Origin of the sequence: Streptomyces microflavus, assembly GCF_014650075.1 — a bacterium.
Taxonomy (GTDB): domain Bacteria; phylum Actinomycetota; class Actinomycetes; order Streptomycetales; family Streptomycetaceae; genus Streptomyces; species Streptomyces microflavus.
Map to the genome: position 1 here is coordinate 497,586 of NZ_BMUG01000002.1, position 16,351 is coordinate 513,936.

17 protein-coding genes are annotated in these 16,351 nt (G+C 72.3%); 8 read left to right on the forward strand and 9 right to left on the reverse strand.

Annotated elements, in window-relative coordinates; genetic code table 11:
- Positions 1-72: 72 nt before the first annotated feature.
- Genes IE264_RS07285 through pdhA form a run of 3 tightly spaced genes read right to left on the reverse strand, consistent with a single transcriptional unit; the run spans position 73 to position 3,697 of the window.
- A complete protein-coding gene (locus IE264_RS07285) occupies positions 73-1,512 on the reverse strand; it encodes a dihydrolipoamide acetyltransferase family protein (protein WP_032756183.1) in 1,440 nt (479 codons plus the stop codon).
- On the reverse strand, positions 1,512-2,543 hold the full coding sequence (locus IE264_RS07290; protein ID WP_015609775.1) for an alpha-ketoacid dehydrogenase subunit beta: 1,032 nt from the start codon (positions 2,541-2,543) through the stop codon (positions 1,512-1,514). Before IE264_RS07290 ends, IE264_RS07285 begins: the two co-directional genes overlap by 1 nt.
- Positions 2,540-3,697, reverse strand: coding sequence for a pyruvate dehydrogenase (acetyl-transferring) E1 component subunit alpha (gene pdhA / locus IE264_RS07295; RefSeq protein ID WP_032755896.1), 1,158 nt, complete (start codon positions 3,695-3,697; stop codon positions 2,540-2,542). Before pdhA ends, IE264_RS07290 begins: the two co-directional genes overlap by 4 nt.
- Positions 3,698-3,936: 239 nt before the next feature.
- Here pdhA and IE264_RS07300 point away from each other — a divergent pair, with 239 nt between their 5' ends.
- Entirely contained in the window at positions 3,937-4,518 is a 582-nt protein-coding gene (locus tag IE264_RS07300) for an Lrp/AsnC family transcriptional regulator (RefSeq protein ID WP_078657415.1), read from the forward strand.
- A gap of 54 nt (positions 4,519-4,572) precedes the next feature.
- On the opposite strand, the gene IE264_RS07305 is transcribed toward IE264_RS07300, so the two are convergent.
- A complete protein-coding gene (locus tag IE264_RS07305; protein ID WP_015609778.1) occupies positions 4,573-5,178 on the reverse strand; it encodes a TetR/AcrR family transcriptional regulator in 606 nt (201 codons plus the stop codon).
- Positions 5,179-5,334: 156 nt separating this feature from the next.
- Between IE264_RS07305 and paaN the strand changes: the two genes are divergently transcribed.
- Positions 5,335-7,035 carry a phenylacetic acid degradation protein PaaN gene (gene paaN, locus IE264_RS07310; RefSeq protein ID WP_032755894.1) on the forward strand — a complete coding sequence of 567 codons (1,701 nt, stop codon included), beginning with the start codon at positions 5,335-5,337 and terminating at the stop codon, positions 7,033-7,035.
- Here the strand turns inward: paaN and IE264_RS07315 are convergent, their stop codons facing one another.
- The 3 genes from IE264_RS07315 to IE264_RS07325 are packed head-to-tail and all read right to left on the reverse strand — an operon-like array spanning position 7,036 to position 9,889.
- Complete coding sequence (locus IE264_RS07315; RefSeq protein ID WP_015609780.1) at positions 7,036-7,725, reverse strand: TrmH family RNA methyltransferase; 690 nt, start codon at positions 7,723-7,725, stop codon at positions 7,036-7,038.
- Positions 7,722-9,074: an HTTM domain-containing protein gene (locus IE264_RS07320; RefSeq protein ID WP_032755892.1), complete on the reverse strand. Its 1,353-nt coding sequence runs from the start codon at positions 9,072-9,074 to the stop codon at positions 7,722-7,724. The genes IE264_RS07315 and IE264_RS07320 overlap by 4 nt, the downstream gene beginning before the upstream one ends.
- Positions 9,071-9,889, reverse strand: a complete 819-nt coding sequence (locus tag IE264_RS07325; RefSeq protein ID WP_180288949.1) for a DUF5819 family protein — start codon at positions 9,887-9,889, stop codon at positions 9,071-9,073. The genes IE264_RS07320 and IE264_RS07325 overlap by 4 nt, the downstream gene beginning before the upstream one ends.
- A 115-nt stretch (positions 9,890-10,004) precedes the next feature.
- On the opposite strand from IE264_RS07325, the gene paaA reads away from it, so the two are divergent.
- The 6 genes from paaA to IE264_RS07355 all read left to right on the forward strand — a co-directional run bounded on the left by paaA (position 10,005) and on the right by IE264_RS07355 (position 14,865).
- Positions 10,005-11,075, forward strand: coding sequence for a 1,2-phenylacetyl-CoA epoxidase subunit PaaA (paaA, locus tag IE264_RS07330; RefSeq protein ID WP_032755890.1), 1,071 nt, complete (start codon positions 10,005-10,007; stop codon positions 11,073-11,075).
- The gene (paaB, locus tag IE264_RS07335; protein WP_015609784.1) at positions 11,072-11,362 is read left to right on the forward strand and encodes a 1,2-phenylacetyl-CoA epoxidase subunit PaaB; all 291 of its coding nucleotides are present in this window, start codon (positions 11,072-11,074) and stop codon (positions 11,360-11,362) included. The genes paaA and paaB overlap by 4 nt, the downstream gene beginning before the upstream one ends.
- The gene (paaC, locus tag IE264_RS07340; protein WP_032755889.1) at positions 11,359-12,075 is read left to right on the forward strand and encodes a 1,2-phenylacetyl-CoA epoxidase subunit PaaC; all 717 of its coding nucleotides are present in this window, start codon (positions 11,359-11,361) and stop codon (positions 12,073-12,075) included. Before paaB ends, paaC begins: the two co-directional genes overlap by 4 nt.
- Positions 12,069-12,566 carry a 1,2-phenylacetyl-CoA epoxidase subunit PaaD gene (paaD, locus tag IE264_RS07345; protein WP_032755888.1) on the forward strand — a complete coding sequence of 166 codons (498 nt, stop codon included), beginning with the start codon at positions 12,069-12,071 and terminating at the stop codon, positions 12,564-12,566. The genes paaC and paaD overlap by 7 nt, the downstream gene beginning before the upstream one ends.
- Positions 12,567-13,625, forward strand: a complete 1,059-nt coding sequence (locus IE264_RS07350) for a 2Fe-2S iron-sulfur cluster-binding protein (RefSeq protein ID WP_032755887.1) — start codon at positions 12,567-12,569, stop codon at positions 13,623-13,625. It begins immediately after the preceding gene.
- A gap of 91 nt (positions 13,626-13,716) precedes the next feature.
- Positions 13,717-14,865, forward strand: coding sequence for an acyl-CoA dehydrogenase family protein (locus tag IE264_RS07355; protein WP_032755886.1), 1,149 nt, complete (start codon positions 13,717-13,719; stop codon positions 14,863-14,865).
- Positions 14,866-14,933: 68 nt separating this feature from the next.
- On the opposite strand, the gene IE264_RS07360 is transcribed toward IE264_RS07355, so the two are convergent.
- Both IE264_RS07360 and IE264_RS07365 read right to left on the reverse strand, forming a co-directional pair.
- Positions 14,934-15,278, reverse strand: coding sequence for a rhodanese-like domain-containing protein (locus tag IE264_RS07360; RefSeq protein ID WP_015609789.1), 345 nt, complete (start codon positions 15,276-15,278; stop codon positions 14,934-14,936).
- A 46-nt stretch (positions 15,279-15,324) separates the two neighbouring features.
- Positions 15,325-16,257, reverse strand: a complete 933-nt coding sequence (locus IE264_RS07365; protein WP_032755884.1) for a J domain-containing protein — start codon at positions 16,255-16,257, stop codon at positions 15,325-15,327.
- Positions 16,258-16,351: the final 94 nt, after the last annotated feature.

The following is a 16,351-nucleotide window of genomic DNA, read 5'->3' on the forward strand; positions in this document are numbered from 1 at the left end:
CTGGGGCCGACGCCCCCTCCGGGGTGGCCGAAGAGGCCAGTCCGGAAGGGGCACGTACGCGTGACGGCAGCTCTACAGGGTGCGCAGCAGCACCGCCGGCTGCTCCACGCAGTCGGCCACGTAACGGAGGAATCCCCCGGCAGTTCCGCCGTCGCACACCCGGTGGTCGAAGGTGAGCGAGAGCTGGACGACCTGACGTACGGCCAGCTCACCGTTGTGCACCCAGGGCTTGGGCATGATCCGGCCGACGCCGAGCATCGCCGCTTCGGGGTGGTTGATGATCGGCGTCGAACCGTCGACCCCGAACACCCCGTAGTTGTTCAGCGTGAACGTGCCGCCGGTCAGCTGGGCCGGGCTGAGCTTCCCGGTCCGTGCCAGCTCGGTCAGCCGGGCGATCTCGGCCCCGATCGACTCGGCGTTGCGGGTGTGCGCGTCCCGGACGACCGGCACGACGAGGCCCCGCTCCGTCTGGGCGGCGAACCCGAGGTGCACGCCGGGCAGGCGCACGATCTCCCGCGCGGCCGTGTCCACGGTGGAGTTGAGCTCGGGGTACCGGGCCAGGGCCGCCGTGCAGATCCTCGCCAGGAGTGCCAGGACCGACACCCTGGGCCCGCCGGACGGACCCGACGCGGCATTCATCGCGGCGCGGGCGACCATCAGCTCGGTGGCGTCCGCGTCCACCCAGCAGGTGGCGTCCGGGATCTCGCTCCGGCTGCGCGACAGCTTGTCGGCGACCGCCCCGCGCACCCCCCGCAGCGGAATCCGCTCGGCGGCCGGTGCCGCCGCGCCCCCGTGGAACGTGGGGGCCTCCGCCGCGACGGGCTCGGCAGCCGGACGCGCCTCCGCCTCGGTCGCCTCCCCCGCGTGCCGGATCGCGGAATCGACGTCGGCCCGCAGGATCAGGCCGTCGGGGCCCGACCCCGTCAGCCGCCGCAGATCGATGTCGTGCTGCCGAGCCAGTCGGCGTACGAGCGGGGAGACCACGGCCACGGGCCCCTGACGACCGTTCACTTGGCCGTTCGCCTGGCCGTTCACCTCACCGACCGGAACCGGCGCGGGAGCGAGGGCGGAAGCCGCAGCGGGCACAGGCGCAGGTGCAGACGCTGGAGCGGTCGCGGTCGCAGCAGTGGCTCCGACCCGCTCCGGCCGGATGCGCCGGCGCCGGGCGGCCGGCGCGCCGGTCCCGTACCCCACGAGCACGTTCCCGGACCCACCGGAAGGCTCCTCGGCGGCGGCCCCGTCACTCCCGGAGGAAGACGCGTCCGTCGCCCCCACGGCGACCGTCAGCAGCGGCGCACCGACCGGGAGTTCGGAACCCTCCTCGCCGAAGCGCGCGGTCACCACACCCCCGTAGGGGCAGGGGACCTCCACCATCGCCTTGGCCGTCTCGACCTCGACGACGGGCTGGTCGATGGCGACGACATCGCCGACCTCCACCAGCCAGCGGACGATCTCCGCCTCGGTGAGGCCCTCACCGAGGTCCGGCAGCTTGAATTCGAGCACCTGGGCCATCAGCTGTCCGCCTCCCACTGCAACCGCGCGACCGCGTCGAGCACCCGGTCGACTCCCGGCAGATGGTGCCGCTCCAGCATGGGCGGCGGGTAAGGGATGTCGAACCCGGCCACGCGCAGTACCGGGGCCTCCAGGTGGTGGAAGCACCGCTCGGTGATCCGGGCCGCGATCTCGCCGCCGGGGCCACCGAAACCGGGGGACTCGTGGACGACGACCGCGCGGCCGGTGCGCCGCACCGAGGCGGCGACCGTCTCGTCGTCGAACGGCACCAGCGAACGCAGGTCCACGACTTCGAGGTCCCAGCCCTCCGCGACGGCCGCCTCGGCGGCCTCCATACAGACCGGCAGGGAGGGCCCGTACGTGATCAGCGTGGCGCTGCGCCCGGGGCGGCGGACCACTGCCCTGCCGATCGGCTCGACCGCGGCCGGGGCCTCGGGCGACCAGTCGGCCTTGGACCAGTAGAGCCGCTTGGGCTCCAGGAAGACCACCGGGTCGTCGGAGGCGATGGAGGCCCGCAGCAGGCCGTACGCGTCGTCCACCGTGGCCGGTGTGACGACGTGCAGGCCCGGCGTGGCCATGTAGTACGCCTCGGAGGAGTCGCTGTGGTGCTCGACCCCGCCGATCCCGCCGCCGTAGGGCACGCGCACGGTGATGGGGAGCGGCATTGCTCCTCCGGTGCGGTTGCGCATCTTGGCGACATGGCTGATCAGCTGCTCGAACGCCGGGTAGGCGAAGGCGTCGAACTGCATCTCCACCACGGGCCGCAGCCCGTACATCGCCATGCCGACGGCCGCCCCGAGGATACCCGCCTCGGCCAGCGGGGTGTCGGTGCACCGGTCGTCGCCGAACTCCTTGGCCAGCCCGTCGGTGATCCGGAAGACCCCGCCCAGGGTGCCGACGTCCTCGCCGAGCACGTGCACGGTGGGGTCCTCGGCCATCGAGTCGCGCAGGGCGCGCCCGAGGGCCTGCGCCATGGTGGCCGGTTTCGTCTTCGCCGTACGTCCGCCGGCTTTCGTCGCCGCGGTGGTCATCGGCTTTCCTCCGCGCTGTGCTCGTGGTCCTGCTCCGCGTCCAGCTCGGCGCGGAGGGCGGCTGCCTGCTCCCGGAGCTGGCTGGTCTGCTCGGCGTAGACATGGGTGAACAGGTCCATCGGCGCCAGCTCCGGATCGGCGTTCATCCGGTCGCGGAGTGCGGCGGCCATGCGCTCGGCGGCCTCCCGGGCCCGCTCGATGCCCTCGTCGTCGAGCAGCCCGCGGCCGGTCAGCTCGCGCTCGAGGAGCTGGACCGGGTCGTGCGCCCGCCAGGCCTCGACCTCGCTGTCGACCCGGTAGCGGGTGGCGTCGTCGGCGTTGGTGTGGGCTTCCATGCGGTAGGTGACTGCCTCGACCAGCGTCGGGCCCTCGCCCCGCCTGGCCCGTGCCACGGCCTCGCTGAGCACCTGGTGCACGGCGGCCGCGTCGTTGCCGTCGACCAGCCGGCCCGGCATCCCGTACCCCACGGCCTTGTGGGCGAGGGAGGGAGCGGCGGTCTGCTTGGCCAGGGGGACGGAGATGGCGAAGCCGTTGTTCTGCACGAGGAAGACCACCGGGGCCTTCCAGACGGCCGCGAAGTTCAGCGCTTCGTGGAAGTCGCCCTCGCTGGTGCCGCCGTCGCCGACCATGGCGAGGGCGACGACGTCGTCCCCCTTGAGGCGGGCCGCGTGGGCCAGACCCACCGCGTGCGGCAGCTGGGTGGCGAGCGGGGTGCAGAGCGGGGCGATGCGGTGCTCACGCGGGTCGTAGCCGGTGTGCCGGTCCCCGCGCAGCAGGGTCAGCGCCTCGACCGGGTCGAGCCCGCGCGCCACGGCGGCCAGGGTGTCCCGGTAGCTGGGGAACAGCCAGTCCCGCTCCTCAAGCACCAGGGCGGCGGCGATCTCGCACGCCTCCTGGCCGGTGCTCGACGGGTAGACCGCCAGACGGCCCTGCTTGGTCAGCGCGGTGGCCTGCGTGTTGTACCGCCGGCCGCGGACCAGCTCGGCGTGGAGCCGGAGCAGCAGCTCGGGGTCGACGTCGGCGACCGCGTCCGTACCGAGCACCCGGTAGGGCTCCGGGTCCGGGAGCAGCGGGGCGGGGTCGGTGATCGGCTTCCAGGCCGGGGGCGGCGTGGGCCGGTAGGCGGCCGCGCCGGGCAGCTCTTGGACCGTCATGGAAAGCACCTCCAGGCATCGATGGAGATCGAGAGATCGAGGGTGTCGATATGTGTGGTGATGGCAAGAGATGTCGCGAGGGTGTCGCGGGTCGGGCGAGGCACCGGTGTGGTGTGCCTCACCTACCGATTGTTCGGTCGCGAGCGCATTTTGGCTACAGGCACCTTCAGCCTGTGGACAAACGGTTCTCCACAGCCTGAGATAGAGGCAGGTCGTCCATAACAGGGAGGCGCGGGCTGATGGCAGCTGAACAAATGGCCGACAGGGGCGAGGATCCCGGCCAGGTCACGCCCGCGGCCACGCCGTCAACGCCGCCCCCGTCACCGGGCCCGACGCCCCCCGCGCCCCCGCCCGCGCGCCCCCTGGACGCCATCGACCGCGACATCCTGCGCATCCTCCAGACGGACGGCCGCGCCTCGATACGGTCGGTGGCCGAGCGGGTCCATGTCTCGCGCGCCAACGCCTACGCCCGGATCAACCGGCTGGTGGAGGACGGGGTGATCCGCGGCTTCGGTGCGCGGGTCGACCACGAGCGGGCCGGCCAGGGCGCATCGGCGTACATCACGCTCAAGATCGTGCAGAACTCCTGGCGCACCGTGCGCGAGCAGCTCCAGGCGCTGCCCGGTGCCACGCACATCGCGCTGGTCAGCGGCGACTTCGATGTCCTGCTGCTGGTGCACACGCCGGACAACCGGGCGCTGCGCGAGCTGGTCCTCACCCGGATCCAGTCGATCCCCGAGGTGCTCTCGACGCGCACCCTGCTGGTCTTCGAGGAGACGGACCTGGGCCCGCGCCCGGACCGCCCGACGGAGCTGGCCTGACCCGGGCCGACCCGACCGGGCCGACCTGATCATGCGGACCGGGCCGGTGCGGGCTCAGCGGCCGCGGTCGCCGTTCGCCCGCATGCCCTCGAAGGCGAGCTGGACGACGGTGTCGGCGAGCTGCTCCTCCCCCGGGAAGCCGCCCGGCTGCGGCCGGTACCACTCGACCAGCGAGTTGACCATGCCGAAGAGCAGCCGGGTGGCGAGCCGTATGTCCACATCGGCCCGGAGATCGCCGTCGGCGACCGCGGCCTTCAGCAGCTCGGCCACCCGCTGGTCGAACTCGCGCCGCCGCTCCAGCGCCCAGCGCTCGGTCTTCGTGTTGCCGCGCACCCGCAGCAGCAGCGTGACGTAGGGGACCTCCGCCATCAGCACGTCGACGGTCCGGCGCGTGACGTACTCGACCCGCTCGACCGCGCGCCCGCGCACCGCCCCCGGCTCGTCGAGGATGGCGAAGAGCCCGTCGAGCGCCCGGCTCACGGCCCGGCGCAGCAGCTCCTCCTTGCCCGCCACATGGTGGTAGATGGAGGACTTGGAAATGCCCGCTGCCCTGGAGAGATGCTCCATGGAGGTGCCGTCGTAGCCGCGCTCGTTGAAGACACGAACAGCGACGGTGAGCAGAGTCTCCGGGGTGTACGTGTCCCGCTTGGCCGTGGTCATGTCCGCGATCCTCCCCCATGAGGGATCGTCCCCGCGCAGGCGGGGACCACTGAAGTTATCCACAGGTTCGCCGGGGCCCCTTGTCCCGACCGATCGTTCGGTTACTCTAACTCCGTCCGTACGTCCCCGCCCGGCTCGATGAGGAGTTGGTCCGCCATGGCCGCCGCGCTCACCCCCCAGCAGCTGTCCGAGACCCACCGGCCCACGCTCGACCAGGCCCTCGACACGATCGGTACGCGCGCGTACTGGTCGCCGCACCCCGAGCACCCGAAGGCGTACGGGGAGGGCGGCGCCCCGGGCAGTCTCGGAGCGGCCGAGGGCAAGGCCGCTTTCGACGCGGTGCTGAACACCCGGCTCGACCTCGGACAGCCCGGCACCGACGGCTGGACGGGCGGGGAGACCTCGCCGTACGGGCCGGAGCTCGGCGTGGAGTATCCGCACGCCGACGTGGACGTCCTGCTCCCGGCGATGCAGGCGGGCACGAGCGCCTGGCGGGCGGCGGGTCCCGAGACCCGGGCCCTGGTCTGTCTGGAGATCCTGGCGCGGATCAGCGCCCGCACCCATGAGCTGGCCCACGCCGTGATGCACACGAGCGGCCAGGCCTTCATGATGGCGTTCCAGGCGGGCGGCCCGCACGCCCAGGACCGCGGTCTGGAAGCCGTCGCGTACGCCTATCAGGAGCAGGTCCGCACGCCGGAGACCGCGGACTGGTCGAAGCCGCAGGGCAAGCGCGATCCGCTGAAGCTGACGAAGTCGTTCACCACGACCGGCCGCGGGATCTCGCTGCTCATCGGCTGCAACACCTTCCCCACCTGGAACGGCTACCCGGGCCTCTTCGCCTCGCTCGCCACGGGCAACCCGGTGCTGGTGAAGCCGCACCCCAGGGCCGTGCTGCCGCTGGCGCTCACCGTCAGGATCTCCCGTGAGGTGCTGGCCGAGGCGGGCTTCGACCCCAACCTGGTCGCGCTCGCCGCCGAGCGGCCGGGCGAGGGCATCGCCAAGACCCTCGCGGTCCGCCCCGAGATCCGGATCATCGACTACACCGGCTCCACCGCCTTCGGCGACTGGCTGGAGGCCAACGCCCGCCAGGCACAGGTCTACACGGAGAAGGCCGGGGTCAACACGATCGTCGTCGACTCCACCGACGACTACCGGGGCATGCTCGCCAACCTGGCGTTCTCCCTCTCGCTCTACAGCGGCCAGATGTGCACCACCCCGCAGAACCTGCTGATCCCCCGGGACGGCATCACCACGGACGACGGCGCCAAGTCCTACGACGACGTGGTCAACGACATCGCGGCGGCCGTCACCGGACTCCTCGGCGACGACGCCCGCGCGGCCGCCCTGCTCGGCGCGCTGGTCAACCCGGACGTCAAGGCCCGGGTGGAGGCTGCCGGTGAGCTGGGCGAGGTGGCCCTGGACTCGCGTACGGTCGCCAACGCCGAATTCCCCGACGCCGTCGTCCGTACGCCGGTCGTCGTCAAGCTGGACGGCACCAAGACCGACGAGGACGCGGCCTACCTCTCGGAGTGCTTCGGCCCGGTCTCCTTCGCCGTGGCGGTCGAGTCGACGTCCGCCGCCCTGGAGCTGCTCCGCCGCACGATCCGCGAGAAGGGCGCGATGACGGTCGGCGCCTACACCACCTCCGCCGAGGTGGAGCGGGCGATCGAGGACGTCTGCCTGGACGAGTCGGCCCAGCTCTCGCTGAACCTGACCGGCGGGGTCTACGTCAACCAGACGGCAGCCTTCTCCGACTTCCACGGTTCGGGCGGCAACCCGGCCGCGAACGCGGCCCTGTGCGACGCGGCCTTCGTCGCCAACCGCTTCCGGGTGGTCGAGGTGCGCCGCCAGGCGTAGCTAGCGGGCGTCCCGGGGGTCGGGGACATCGGCGTAGCGCTGCACCCACGCGTGCATCGCGATCGCCGCCGCGGCCCCCGCGTTGATGGACCGGGTCGAGCCGAACTGGGCGATCGAGCACACCATCGAGGCGTGCTTGCGCGCCTCCTCGGTCAGGCCCGGCCCCTCCTGCCCGAACAGCAGCACACACCGGCGCGGCAGCTCGGTCCGCTCCAGCGGTACGGCGCCGGGGAGGTTGTCGATCCCGATGATCGGCAGCCCCTCGGCCGCCGCCCACGCGGTCAGGTCCGCCGTGTCCGGGTGGTGGCGCACATGCTGGTAGCGGTCGGTGACCATGGCGCCGCGCCGGTTCCAGCGCCGTCGGCCCACGATGTGGATCTCCTTCGCCAGGAAGGCGTTGGCGGTCCGCACCACCGAGCCGATGTTGAAGTCGTGGCCCCAGTTCTCCACGGCCACATGGAAGTCGTGCCGCCGCAGGTCGAGATCGGCGACGATCGCCTCCCGCGTCCAGTAGCGGTACGCGTCACCGACGTTGCGCCGGTCGCCGAGGGCGAGCAGCTCGGGGTCGTAGCGCTCGCCCTCGGGCCAGGGCAGCGGGTGCGGCCCGACGCCGATCTCCTGGCCGTAGCCGTCGTCGTACTGGAGGGGCTCGGACGGGGGCTCTGGGGTACTGCCGGTCTCGCTGCTCACCCGACGAGCGTATGGCCCCCACTTGAGCCGTGCGGCGGGGCCTCCCCCGTACCGCCGCGTTCCTCCGGCGCCGAGCGTGCGGTGGGCACCTGCTGCGGGCCGCCGGCCTCAGGGGAGCGCGACCGCCGCGGCAGCCACCCGAGCAGCCGCTGCCGGCCCAGCGCGGCCCGGCCGCCCAGCCACACGAGGAAGACCGTCGGCAGGAACACCGCGTCCGCCGCGATCATCGCCATCGAGAAGAACGGCAGCCCGAGCAGCAGGGCGATCCCGGCGTGCTCGCCGATCATCATGACCAGCAGGACGTTCTTGATCCGCCGGTTGAACAGGGTGAACGGGAACGCGACCTGGACGATGACCGTCGCGTACGTCAGCACCATCACCATCAGCCCGCTGGAGGCGAGCACGTCGGAGAGGGCGGGCCACGGGGTGAAGTAGTCGAGCTTGAGCGGGTAGAAGAGCGCGGTGCCGTCCTGCCAGCGCGAGCCCTGGATCTTGTACCAGCCGGCGGTCGCGTAGATCAGGCAGACCTCGACCATGATCACGACGAGCGTGGCGTTGTGGACGAGGTTGGCCAGCACATCGAGCAGGGCCCGCTGCTGCCCGCGCGGCGCGTAGCGCTCGGCGGCCCACCAGGCGGCGGCGGAGAGCCAGAGGATCCACAGCAGGACCGGGAACCACCAGGTCCCGCCGAGGCCGTCCATCAGCGTGGCGCCCAGCAGGACCGGGCCGAGGACCGCCCAGAGCACCGGGCCCACGACGTCCCGCCGGGGCGGCAGGCCCGCCGCGCCGCGCTCCGCGTCGCGGGCGGCGCGCCGGGCGTCCAGCGACCAGACCTGGGCGCAGCGCGTCAGCACGAGGTAGATCGCCATCAGGTGGATGACGTTGTCGCCGCCGTCGCCCATGAAGACGCTGCGGTTCTGTACGGAGAGCACACCGACCATGAAGAGGACCGACATGGTCCGGGTGCGCCACCCCAGGAGCAGGGCGGCGGCGGAGAGCACGGTGAGCGCGTACACCGCCTCGAACCAGAGGGTGCTGTCCGACCAGAGGAGGACGGAGAAGGCGTCGTTCCCGGCGGTGAGCCGACGGGCCAGGTCCCAGTGCCACGGGCTGTCGGGGCCGTACAGCTCATGGCGGTGCGGCAGCTCGCGCAGCAGGAAGAACAGATAGGTGGCGGCGAAGCCGATCCGGATGACGGCGCTCTGGTACGGGCCGAGGGCACAGGCGGTGATCCGCTGGAGGGCGCGGGCCAGAGCCGCTCCGGCGGCGGCGATCCGGTCCGGGGTGCCGGGGTCCGGGGCATGGGCGGGCCGGCCGGCCGGTGGTGCGGTGGGCGGGGTGGTGGTCACTTGTCCCCCTCCTCGCCGCGCGCCGCGTCACGCGGGGCAGGCAGGTCGTCGGGGGTCACGTTCCACCAGGGCAGGACGCGGTGGGCGGGGCGGGTGTCGGCCTTCTCGGGGGCCCACGAGGGCGGGGCGATCAGGCTGGTGGCCGACCTCATCTGGATGCGTTCGACCGTGCCGCCCAGGTCGCGTTCGCTCAGCCGCAGCATCGCGATGCGCCGGACGTACCGCTCGGAGAGTTCGCCGCGCAGGCCGTTGGGCTTGTCCTGGTTGTCGTGCGAGTTCACGTAGAAGTCCCAGCCCCGGCGGAGCTCGTTCTGGTTCACATGGCTGGGGAAGAGGCTGCCGCGTATCGCTTCGGCGTCCGCTTCGGTGAGGCTGATCCAGTCGGTGGTGCGGAGCCCGTCCGCCCCGGAGACCTCGGCCCGGACGTGTACGGCGATGTTCTGCTGGAGCGGGTTGGGAGCGAAGAGCTTCCAGTTCTGCTCGAACTCCGGGTAGATCCAGTCGTCGACCGTCTTCCCGTGCTGCTTGGACAGCGTGTTGGACGGGGCGACGTGGAGGAAGACCATCGCCACCTGTGCGCAGGCCAGGAGCCCGATGAGGGAGAGCGCCAGGGCGGCGACGACCTGGTAGCCGAACGACAGCCCGGCTATGCCCGCACCGGTCCCGGGGGGACCGGGAGCGGGTACCGGAGCCTCCGCTTCGGGCGCCGGAGTGTCCGGTCCGGCCCGCCCGGGGCTCACGGCCTGCGGCCGGACGTCCTCGTGCACGCTGCCGGAATCCCCGCGCCCGGAGCTCCCGTCGTGGTCCGCATCCATCCCGCCCCGCTCACGATCGATCACCACTCGGTTATCCACAGGGTTGACACCCTACGGGCCTCCGACCGACCATTGAAGTCAATGAACCGAACGATCGGTCGGTAGGGAGCCCGGGATGGCGGCAGTGACTGCGGACCAGAAGACGCAGAGCACCTCAGGCACGGCGAAAGCGACAGGGACGGTGGCGGGCACGGCCGGGGACCCGGCGGACGCGGCACGCCTCGCGGCCTTCGACGCGGCCGTGGCGGCCGACGACCGCATCGAGCCGCGCGACTGGATGCCCGAGGCCTATCGCGCCACTCTGGTCCGCCAGATGGCCCAGCACGCCCACTCGGAAATCATCGGCATGCAGCCCGAGGCCAACTGGATCACCCGCGCGCCCTCGCTGCGCCGCAAGGCGATCCTGATGGCCAAGGTGCAGGACGAGGCCGGACACGGCCTGTATCTCTACAGCGCGGCCGAGACGCTGGGCACCAGCCGCGAGGAGCTGCTCGACAAGCTCCACGCCGGTCGCCAGCGCTATTCGTCGATCTTCAACTACCCCACCCTGACCTGGGCCGATGTCGGCGCGATCGGCTGGCTGGTGGACGGCGCGGCCATCACCAACCAGGTGCCGCTCTGCCGCTGCTCCTACGGGCCCTACGCCCGCGCGATGGTCCGCATCTGCAAGGAGGAGTCCTTCCACCAGCGCCAGGGTTACGAGCTGCTGCTCGCCCTCAGCCGCGGCACCGAGGCCCAGCACGCGATGGCCCAGGACGCGGTGGACCGCTGGTGGTGGCCGTCCCTGATGATGTTCGGCCCGCCCGATGACGCGTCGTCCCATTCCGAGCAGTCGATGGCCTGGAAGATCAAGCGCCACTCCAACGACGAGCTGCGGCAGCGCTTCGTGGACATCTGCGTGCCCCAGGCCGAGGCGCTGGGCCTCACCCTGCCGGACCCCGACATCCGGTGGAACGAGGAGCGCGGACAGCACGACTTCGGCGCGATCGACTGGACGGAGTTCCAGGAGGTCCTCAAGGGCAACGGCCCGTGCAACGAGCAGCGGATCACCCAGCGGCGCAAGGCCCACGAAGAGGGCGCCTGGGTCCGGGACGCGGCCGCCGCGTACGCCGCCAAGCACACCACCCCGCCCGTACAGCAGACCCAGCACGCACAGCAGGCACCGCACGTGGAGGAGACGGCATGAGCAGCTCGACCGACTGGCCGCTGTGGGAGGTGTTCGTGCGCTCCCGGCGCGGGCTCTCCCACACCCACGCGGGCAGCCTCCACGCGCCCGACGCCGAGATGGCCCTGCGCAACGCGCGCGACCTCTACACCCGGCGCTCCGAAGGCGTCTCCATCTGGGTCGTCCCCTCCACGCAGATCACCGCCTCCTCCCCCGACGAGAAGGACTCGTTCTTCGAGCCGGCCGGCGACAAGCCCTACCGCCACCCGACCTTCTACGAGATCCCGGACGGGGTGAAGCACCTGTGAGCGCGGCCCTCGCCCTCGGCGACGACGCGCTGGTGCTCTCGCACCGGCTGGGGGAGTGGGCGGGCCACGCCCCCGTCCTGGAGGAGGACGTGGCCCTCGCCAACATCGCGCTGGACCTCCTGGGGCAGGCGCGGGTGCTGCTCTCCCTCGTCGGTGACGAGGACGAGCTGGCCTACCTCCGCGAGGAGCGGGCCTTCCGCAACCTCCAGCTGGTCGAGCAGCCGAACGGGGACTTCGCCCACACCATCGCCCGGCAGCTCTACTTCTCCGTCTACCAGCACCTGCTGTACGAGCGGCTGGCGGTCGGGGGCGGCGAGTTCGCGGACCTCGCGGCGAAGGCCGTCAAGGAGGTCGCCTACCACCGCGACCACGCCGAGCAGTGGGTCCTGCGGCTCGGGGACGGCACCGCCGAGAGCCATCAGCGGATGCAGGCCGGCCTGGAGGCGCTCTGGCGCTTCACCGGAGAGATGTTCCAGCCGGTCGAAGGGCTGGACGACACCGGCTCCGGCCTCGACCGGCAGGAGCTGGAGCGCACCTGGCTCGCCGCCGTCACCGGCACCGTGGAGCGGGCCACGCTGACACTGCCGACCGGGCCTCGGGCCGGGGCCTGGGCGGCGGGCGCGGGGCGGCAGGGCCTCCACACCGAGCCGTTCGGCCGGATGCTCGCCGAGATGCAGCACCTGCACCGCAGCCACCCGGGGGCGTCATGGTGACCGACACCCCCCTGGAGGCGGAGCTGCGCTCCCTCGCCGGTTCCGTCCCGGACCCCGAGCTGCCGGTGCTGACCCTGGCCGAGCTCGGCGTCCTGCGGGGCGTGGACGTGGAGGCCCCGGGCCGGGTGACCGTGCGGCTCACCCCGACGTACACCGGCTGCCCGGCGATCGAGACCATGTCCGCCGACATCGAGCGGGTGCTGCACGACCACGGCGTGCCGGAGGTCTCCGTGGTCACGGTGCTCGCACCGGCCTGGTCGACCGACGACATCAGCGCCGAAGGGCGCCGCAAGCTGGCCGAGTTCGGCATAGCGCCCCCGCGCGCCCACAGCGCCGACGGCGGCCCCGTGCCCCTGACGCTCTCGGTGCGCTGCCCGCACTGCGGCTCCACGGACACCGAGCTGCTCAGCCGGTTCTCCTCCACGGCGTGCAAGGCCCTGCGCCGCTGCGTCGCCTGCCGTGAGCCGTTCGACCACTTCAAGGAGTTGTAGATGTTCCATCCGCTCCGGGTCAGCGCGATCGAACGGATCACGGACGATGCGGTGGCCGTCACCTTCGCCGTGCCGGCCGAGCTGCGCGAGACCTTCCGCCACACCCCCGGCCAGCATCTGAACGTGCGCTACAGCGTGGACGGCAAGGAGATCCGCCGCTCCTACTCGATCTGCGCACCGGCCGCCGAGCAGCCCGCCGCACCGGTCGTGCGGGTCGGCATCCGCGGGGTCGAGGGCGGGGCGTTCTCCACCTACGCCCTGAAGGAGCTGTCCGTCGGGGACCAGGTGGAGGCCATGCCTCCGATGGGCCGGTTCGTCCTGAAGCCGCGTCCCGGTCTCTTCGCGGCGGTGGTCGGCGGCAGCGGGATCACGCCGGTGCTGTCGATGGCGGCCACGCTCCTGGCCCAGGAGGAGAAGGCGCGGTTCTGTCTGATCCGCAGCGACCGCACGGCGGCCTCCACGATGTTCCTGGACGAGGTGGCGGACCTCAAGGACCGCTACCCGGACCGCTTCCAGCTGATCACCGCGCTCTCCCGGGAGGAGCAGTCGGCCGGGCTCCCCTCCGGCCGCCTGGACACCGAGCGGCTCACCTCACTGCTGCCCGCGGTGCTTCCGGTGGCGGACGTGGACGGCTGGTTCCTGTGCGGGCCGTTGGGGCTCGTACGGGGGACGGAGAGCGCCCTGCGCGCGCTCGGCGTCGACCGGACCCGGGTCCACCAGGAGATCTTCCACGTCGACGACGGCCCGTCCGACGTCACGGTGGTCAAGGTCGCCGCCCCCTCCGACTCCACCCTGACGGCCACCCTGCACGGCCGCTCGGGCAGCTGGCCCGTGAAGGAGACGGAATCGCTGCTGGAGACGGTGTTGCGGAGCCGCTCGGACGCTCCGTACGCCTGCAAGGGCGGGGTCTGCGGGACCTGTCGGGCGTTCCTCGTCTCGGGGGAGGTCCGGATGGAACGGAACTTCGCACTGGAACCGGAGGAGACGGACGCGGGCTTCGTGCTGGCCTGCCAGTCGCATCCGCTCACCCCGGAGGTGGAGCTGGACTTCGACCGCTGAGGCTGTTCCCTCCCGTGGAACCTGTTCCCTTCTCCTAGAACCTGTTCTATCTTGACGGCCCGCCAGGGACCGCCAACGGGAGGCCGGAACAGTGGACTTCACCTTCACCGAGGAACAGCAGGCAGCCGTGGAGGCGGCCCGGGCGGTCTTCTCCGGCGTCGCGCCCGACAGCGTGCCCAGCCCCGCCCTGACCCCGGGCGCCGTGGCCGAGGACATCGACCGCCGGCTGTGGGGCGAACTCGCGAGCTCGGACCTGCTCGGCCTCACACTCTCCGAGGAGTACGGGGGCGCCGGGCTCGACCCGGTCGCGCTCTGCCTGGTCCTGCGCGAGTCGGCCAAGGTCCTGGCCAGGGTCCCGCTGCTGGAGAGCTGCGCGGTGGCGATGGCCGTCGAGCGGTACGGGGAGAGCACCCTCGCGGCGGAGCTGCTGCCCCGCGCCGCCAGGGGCGAGCTGATCCTGACCGCCGGGGCCAACGGGCGCACCGGCCACGACCCGGCCGAACTCGCCGTCACCGCACGGCCGGAGGGCTCCGGGGCCGCTCCTTCGGGCTGGGTGCTGGACGGCGTGCAGTCGGCGGTCCCCTGGGCGCAGGTGGCCGACCTGATCGCGGTGCCCGCCCACACCGGCGAGGGCCGGGCCGTACTGGCCCTCGTGGACCCCACCCGCGAGGGGGTCACCCTCGCGGACCAGGTCTCCACCAGCGGCGAACGGCTGGCGGAGGTCCGGCTCGACTCCGTACGCGTGGAAGCGCATGAACTGATCGACGCGCCCGGTGCCTGGGACCGGCTGCGGGCCCTGCTCACCACGGGAACCTGCGCGCTGGCGCTCGGGCTTGGCGAGCGGGTGCTCGCGATGACCGCCGAATACACCGGAAAACGCGAGCAGTTCGGGTTCCCCGTCGCCACGTTCCAGGCGGTGGCGGTGCAGGCCGCCGACCGGTACATCGACCTGCGGGCGATGGAGGTGACGCTCTGGCAGGCCGCCTGGCGGATCTCCACCGATGCCGGGGGCCCCTTGCCGGCCGCGGGCGACATCGCCGTGGCGAAGATCTGGGCCTCCGACGGGGTGCGCCGCATCGTGCAGACCGCCCAGCACCTGCACGGCGGCTTCGGCGCGGACACCGACTATCCGCTGCACCGCTTCCACGCCTGGGCGAAGCAGATCGAGCTCTCCCTCGGCCCGGCGGCGGCCCACGAGGAGGCGCTGGGCGACCTGCTGGCCGCCCACCCGCTGAGCTGACCCGGCCGGGCGGAGAGCGACGACCCAGCGGAGACGGGCCGGGGCGGGCGGAGACAGGCCGGTGAGCCTCAGAGCACGAAGGCCGAGGCCCCGTTCTCCGTAACCATCGGGCGCCCGGCCCCGTCCCAGGAGAGCATGCCGCCGTCGATGTTCACGGCGTCGATCCCCTGCTGGACCAGGTACTGCGTGACCTGGGCGGACCGGCCGCCGACCCGGCACATCACATGGACGCGCCGGCCGTCCCCGGCGGCCTCGGTCAGCTCACCGAACCGGCCCACGAAGTCGCTCATCGGAATGTGCAGCGCACCTTCGACATGGCCTGCCGCCCACTCGTCGTTCTCGCGGACGTCCAGGATCAGGCCGTCCGACGGCACCTCCGCGACGTCCACCGAGGGCAGCGGGGCGAAATTCATGGGTCATGCCTTCTCTCGTAGTGACGCGGCAGAGTCACCGGGAACGCTACTGCACCATCTCCGCGAGCTCGGCCTCACGCTTGGCCACCTCGCCCAGCAACTGGTCCCCGATGTCCGCCAGCAGCTGGTCCGGGTCGTCCGGGGCCATCCGGAGCATGGAGCCGATCGCGCTCTCCTCCAGCTCGCCCGCGAGCACCGTGAGCAGCTCCTTGCGCCTGCTGAGCCACTCCAGGCGGGCGTAGAGCTCCTCGCTCTCGCTCAGCGGCGAGAGCGGCTGGACCGGGCCCGCAGCCCACTCCGCCGCCAGCTCCTTGAGCAGCTCGATGTCGCCGCGCCCGTAGGCGGCGTTCACCCGGGTGATGAACTCGTCCCGGCGCTCCCGCTCCGGCTCGTCCTGGGCCAGGTCCGGGTGGGCCTTGCGGGCCAGCTCCCGGTAGAGCTTGCGGGCCTCCTCACTGGGCCTGACCCGCTTCGGCGGCCGCACCGGCTGCTCGGTGAGCATGGCGGACGCCTCGGGGGAGAGCCCGTCGGAGTCCATCCAGTCGTGGAAGAGCTCGTCGACGCCGGGCATCGGCATGACGATGTCCCGCGCCTCCTTGGCCTTGCGCAGGTCCTCGGGGTCACCGGTCCTCGCGGCCCGCGCCTCGGCGATCTGCGCGTCCAGCTCGTCGAGGCGCGCGTACATCGGGCCGAGCTTCTGGTGGTGCAGCCGGGAGAAGTTCTCGACCTCCACCCGGAAGGTCTCCACCGCGATCTCGAACTCGATCAGCGCCTGCTCGGCGACCTGCACGGCCTTGGCCAGCCGCGCCTCGGGGCGCGGCGCGGCGTCCTGCGGGGCTCCGGCCTCCCCGGCATCCCCCGCCGGAGAGGCCGGCGCGTCCTGCGTCTCCGGCACGGTCTGCGGCTCGGCGGGCCGGTCGTTGTCCTGCCGGTCATCATCGTTCCGGGTGGGAGGCACCCCGGCGGCTTCGTGGGTCACCCGTCCAGCGTATGGCCACGGCCGCACGCCCTGTACCGCCCGGGCCCGGTGGAGCGGCCTCCCGGGCCCGGTGAGGCGGCCTACCGGGCCCGTG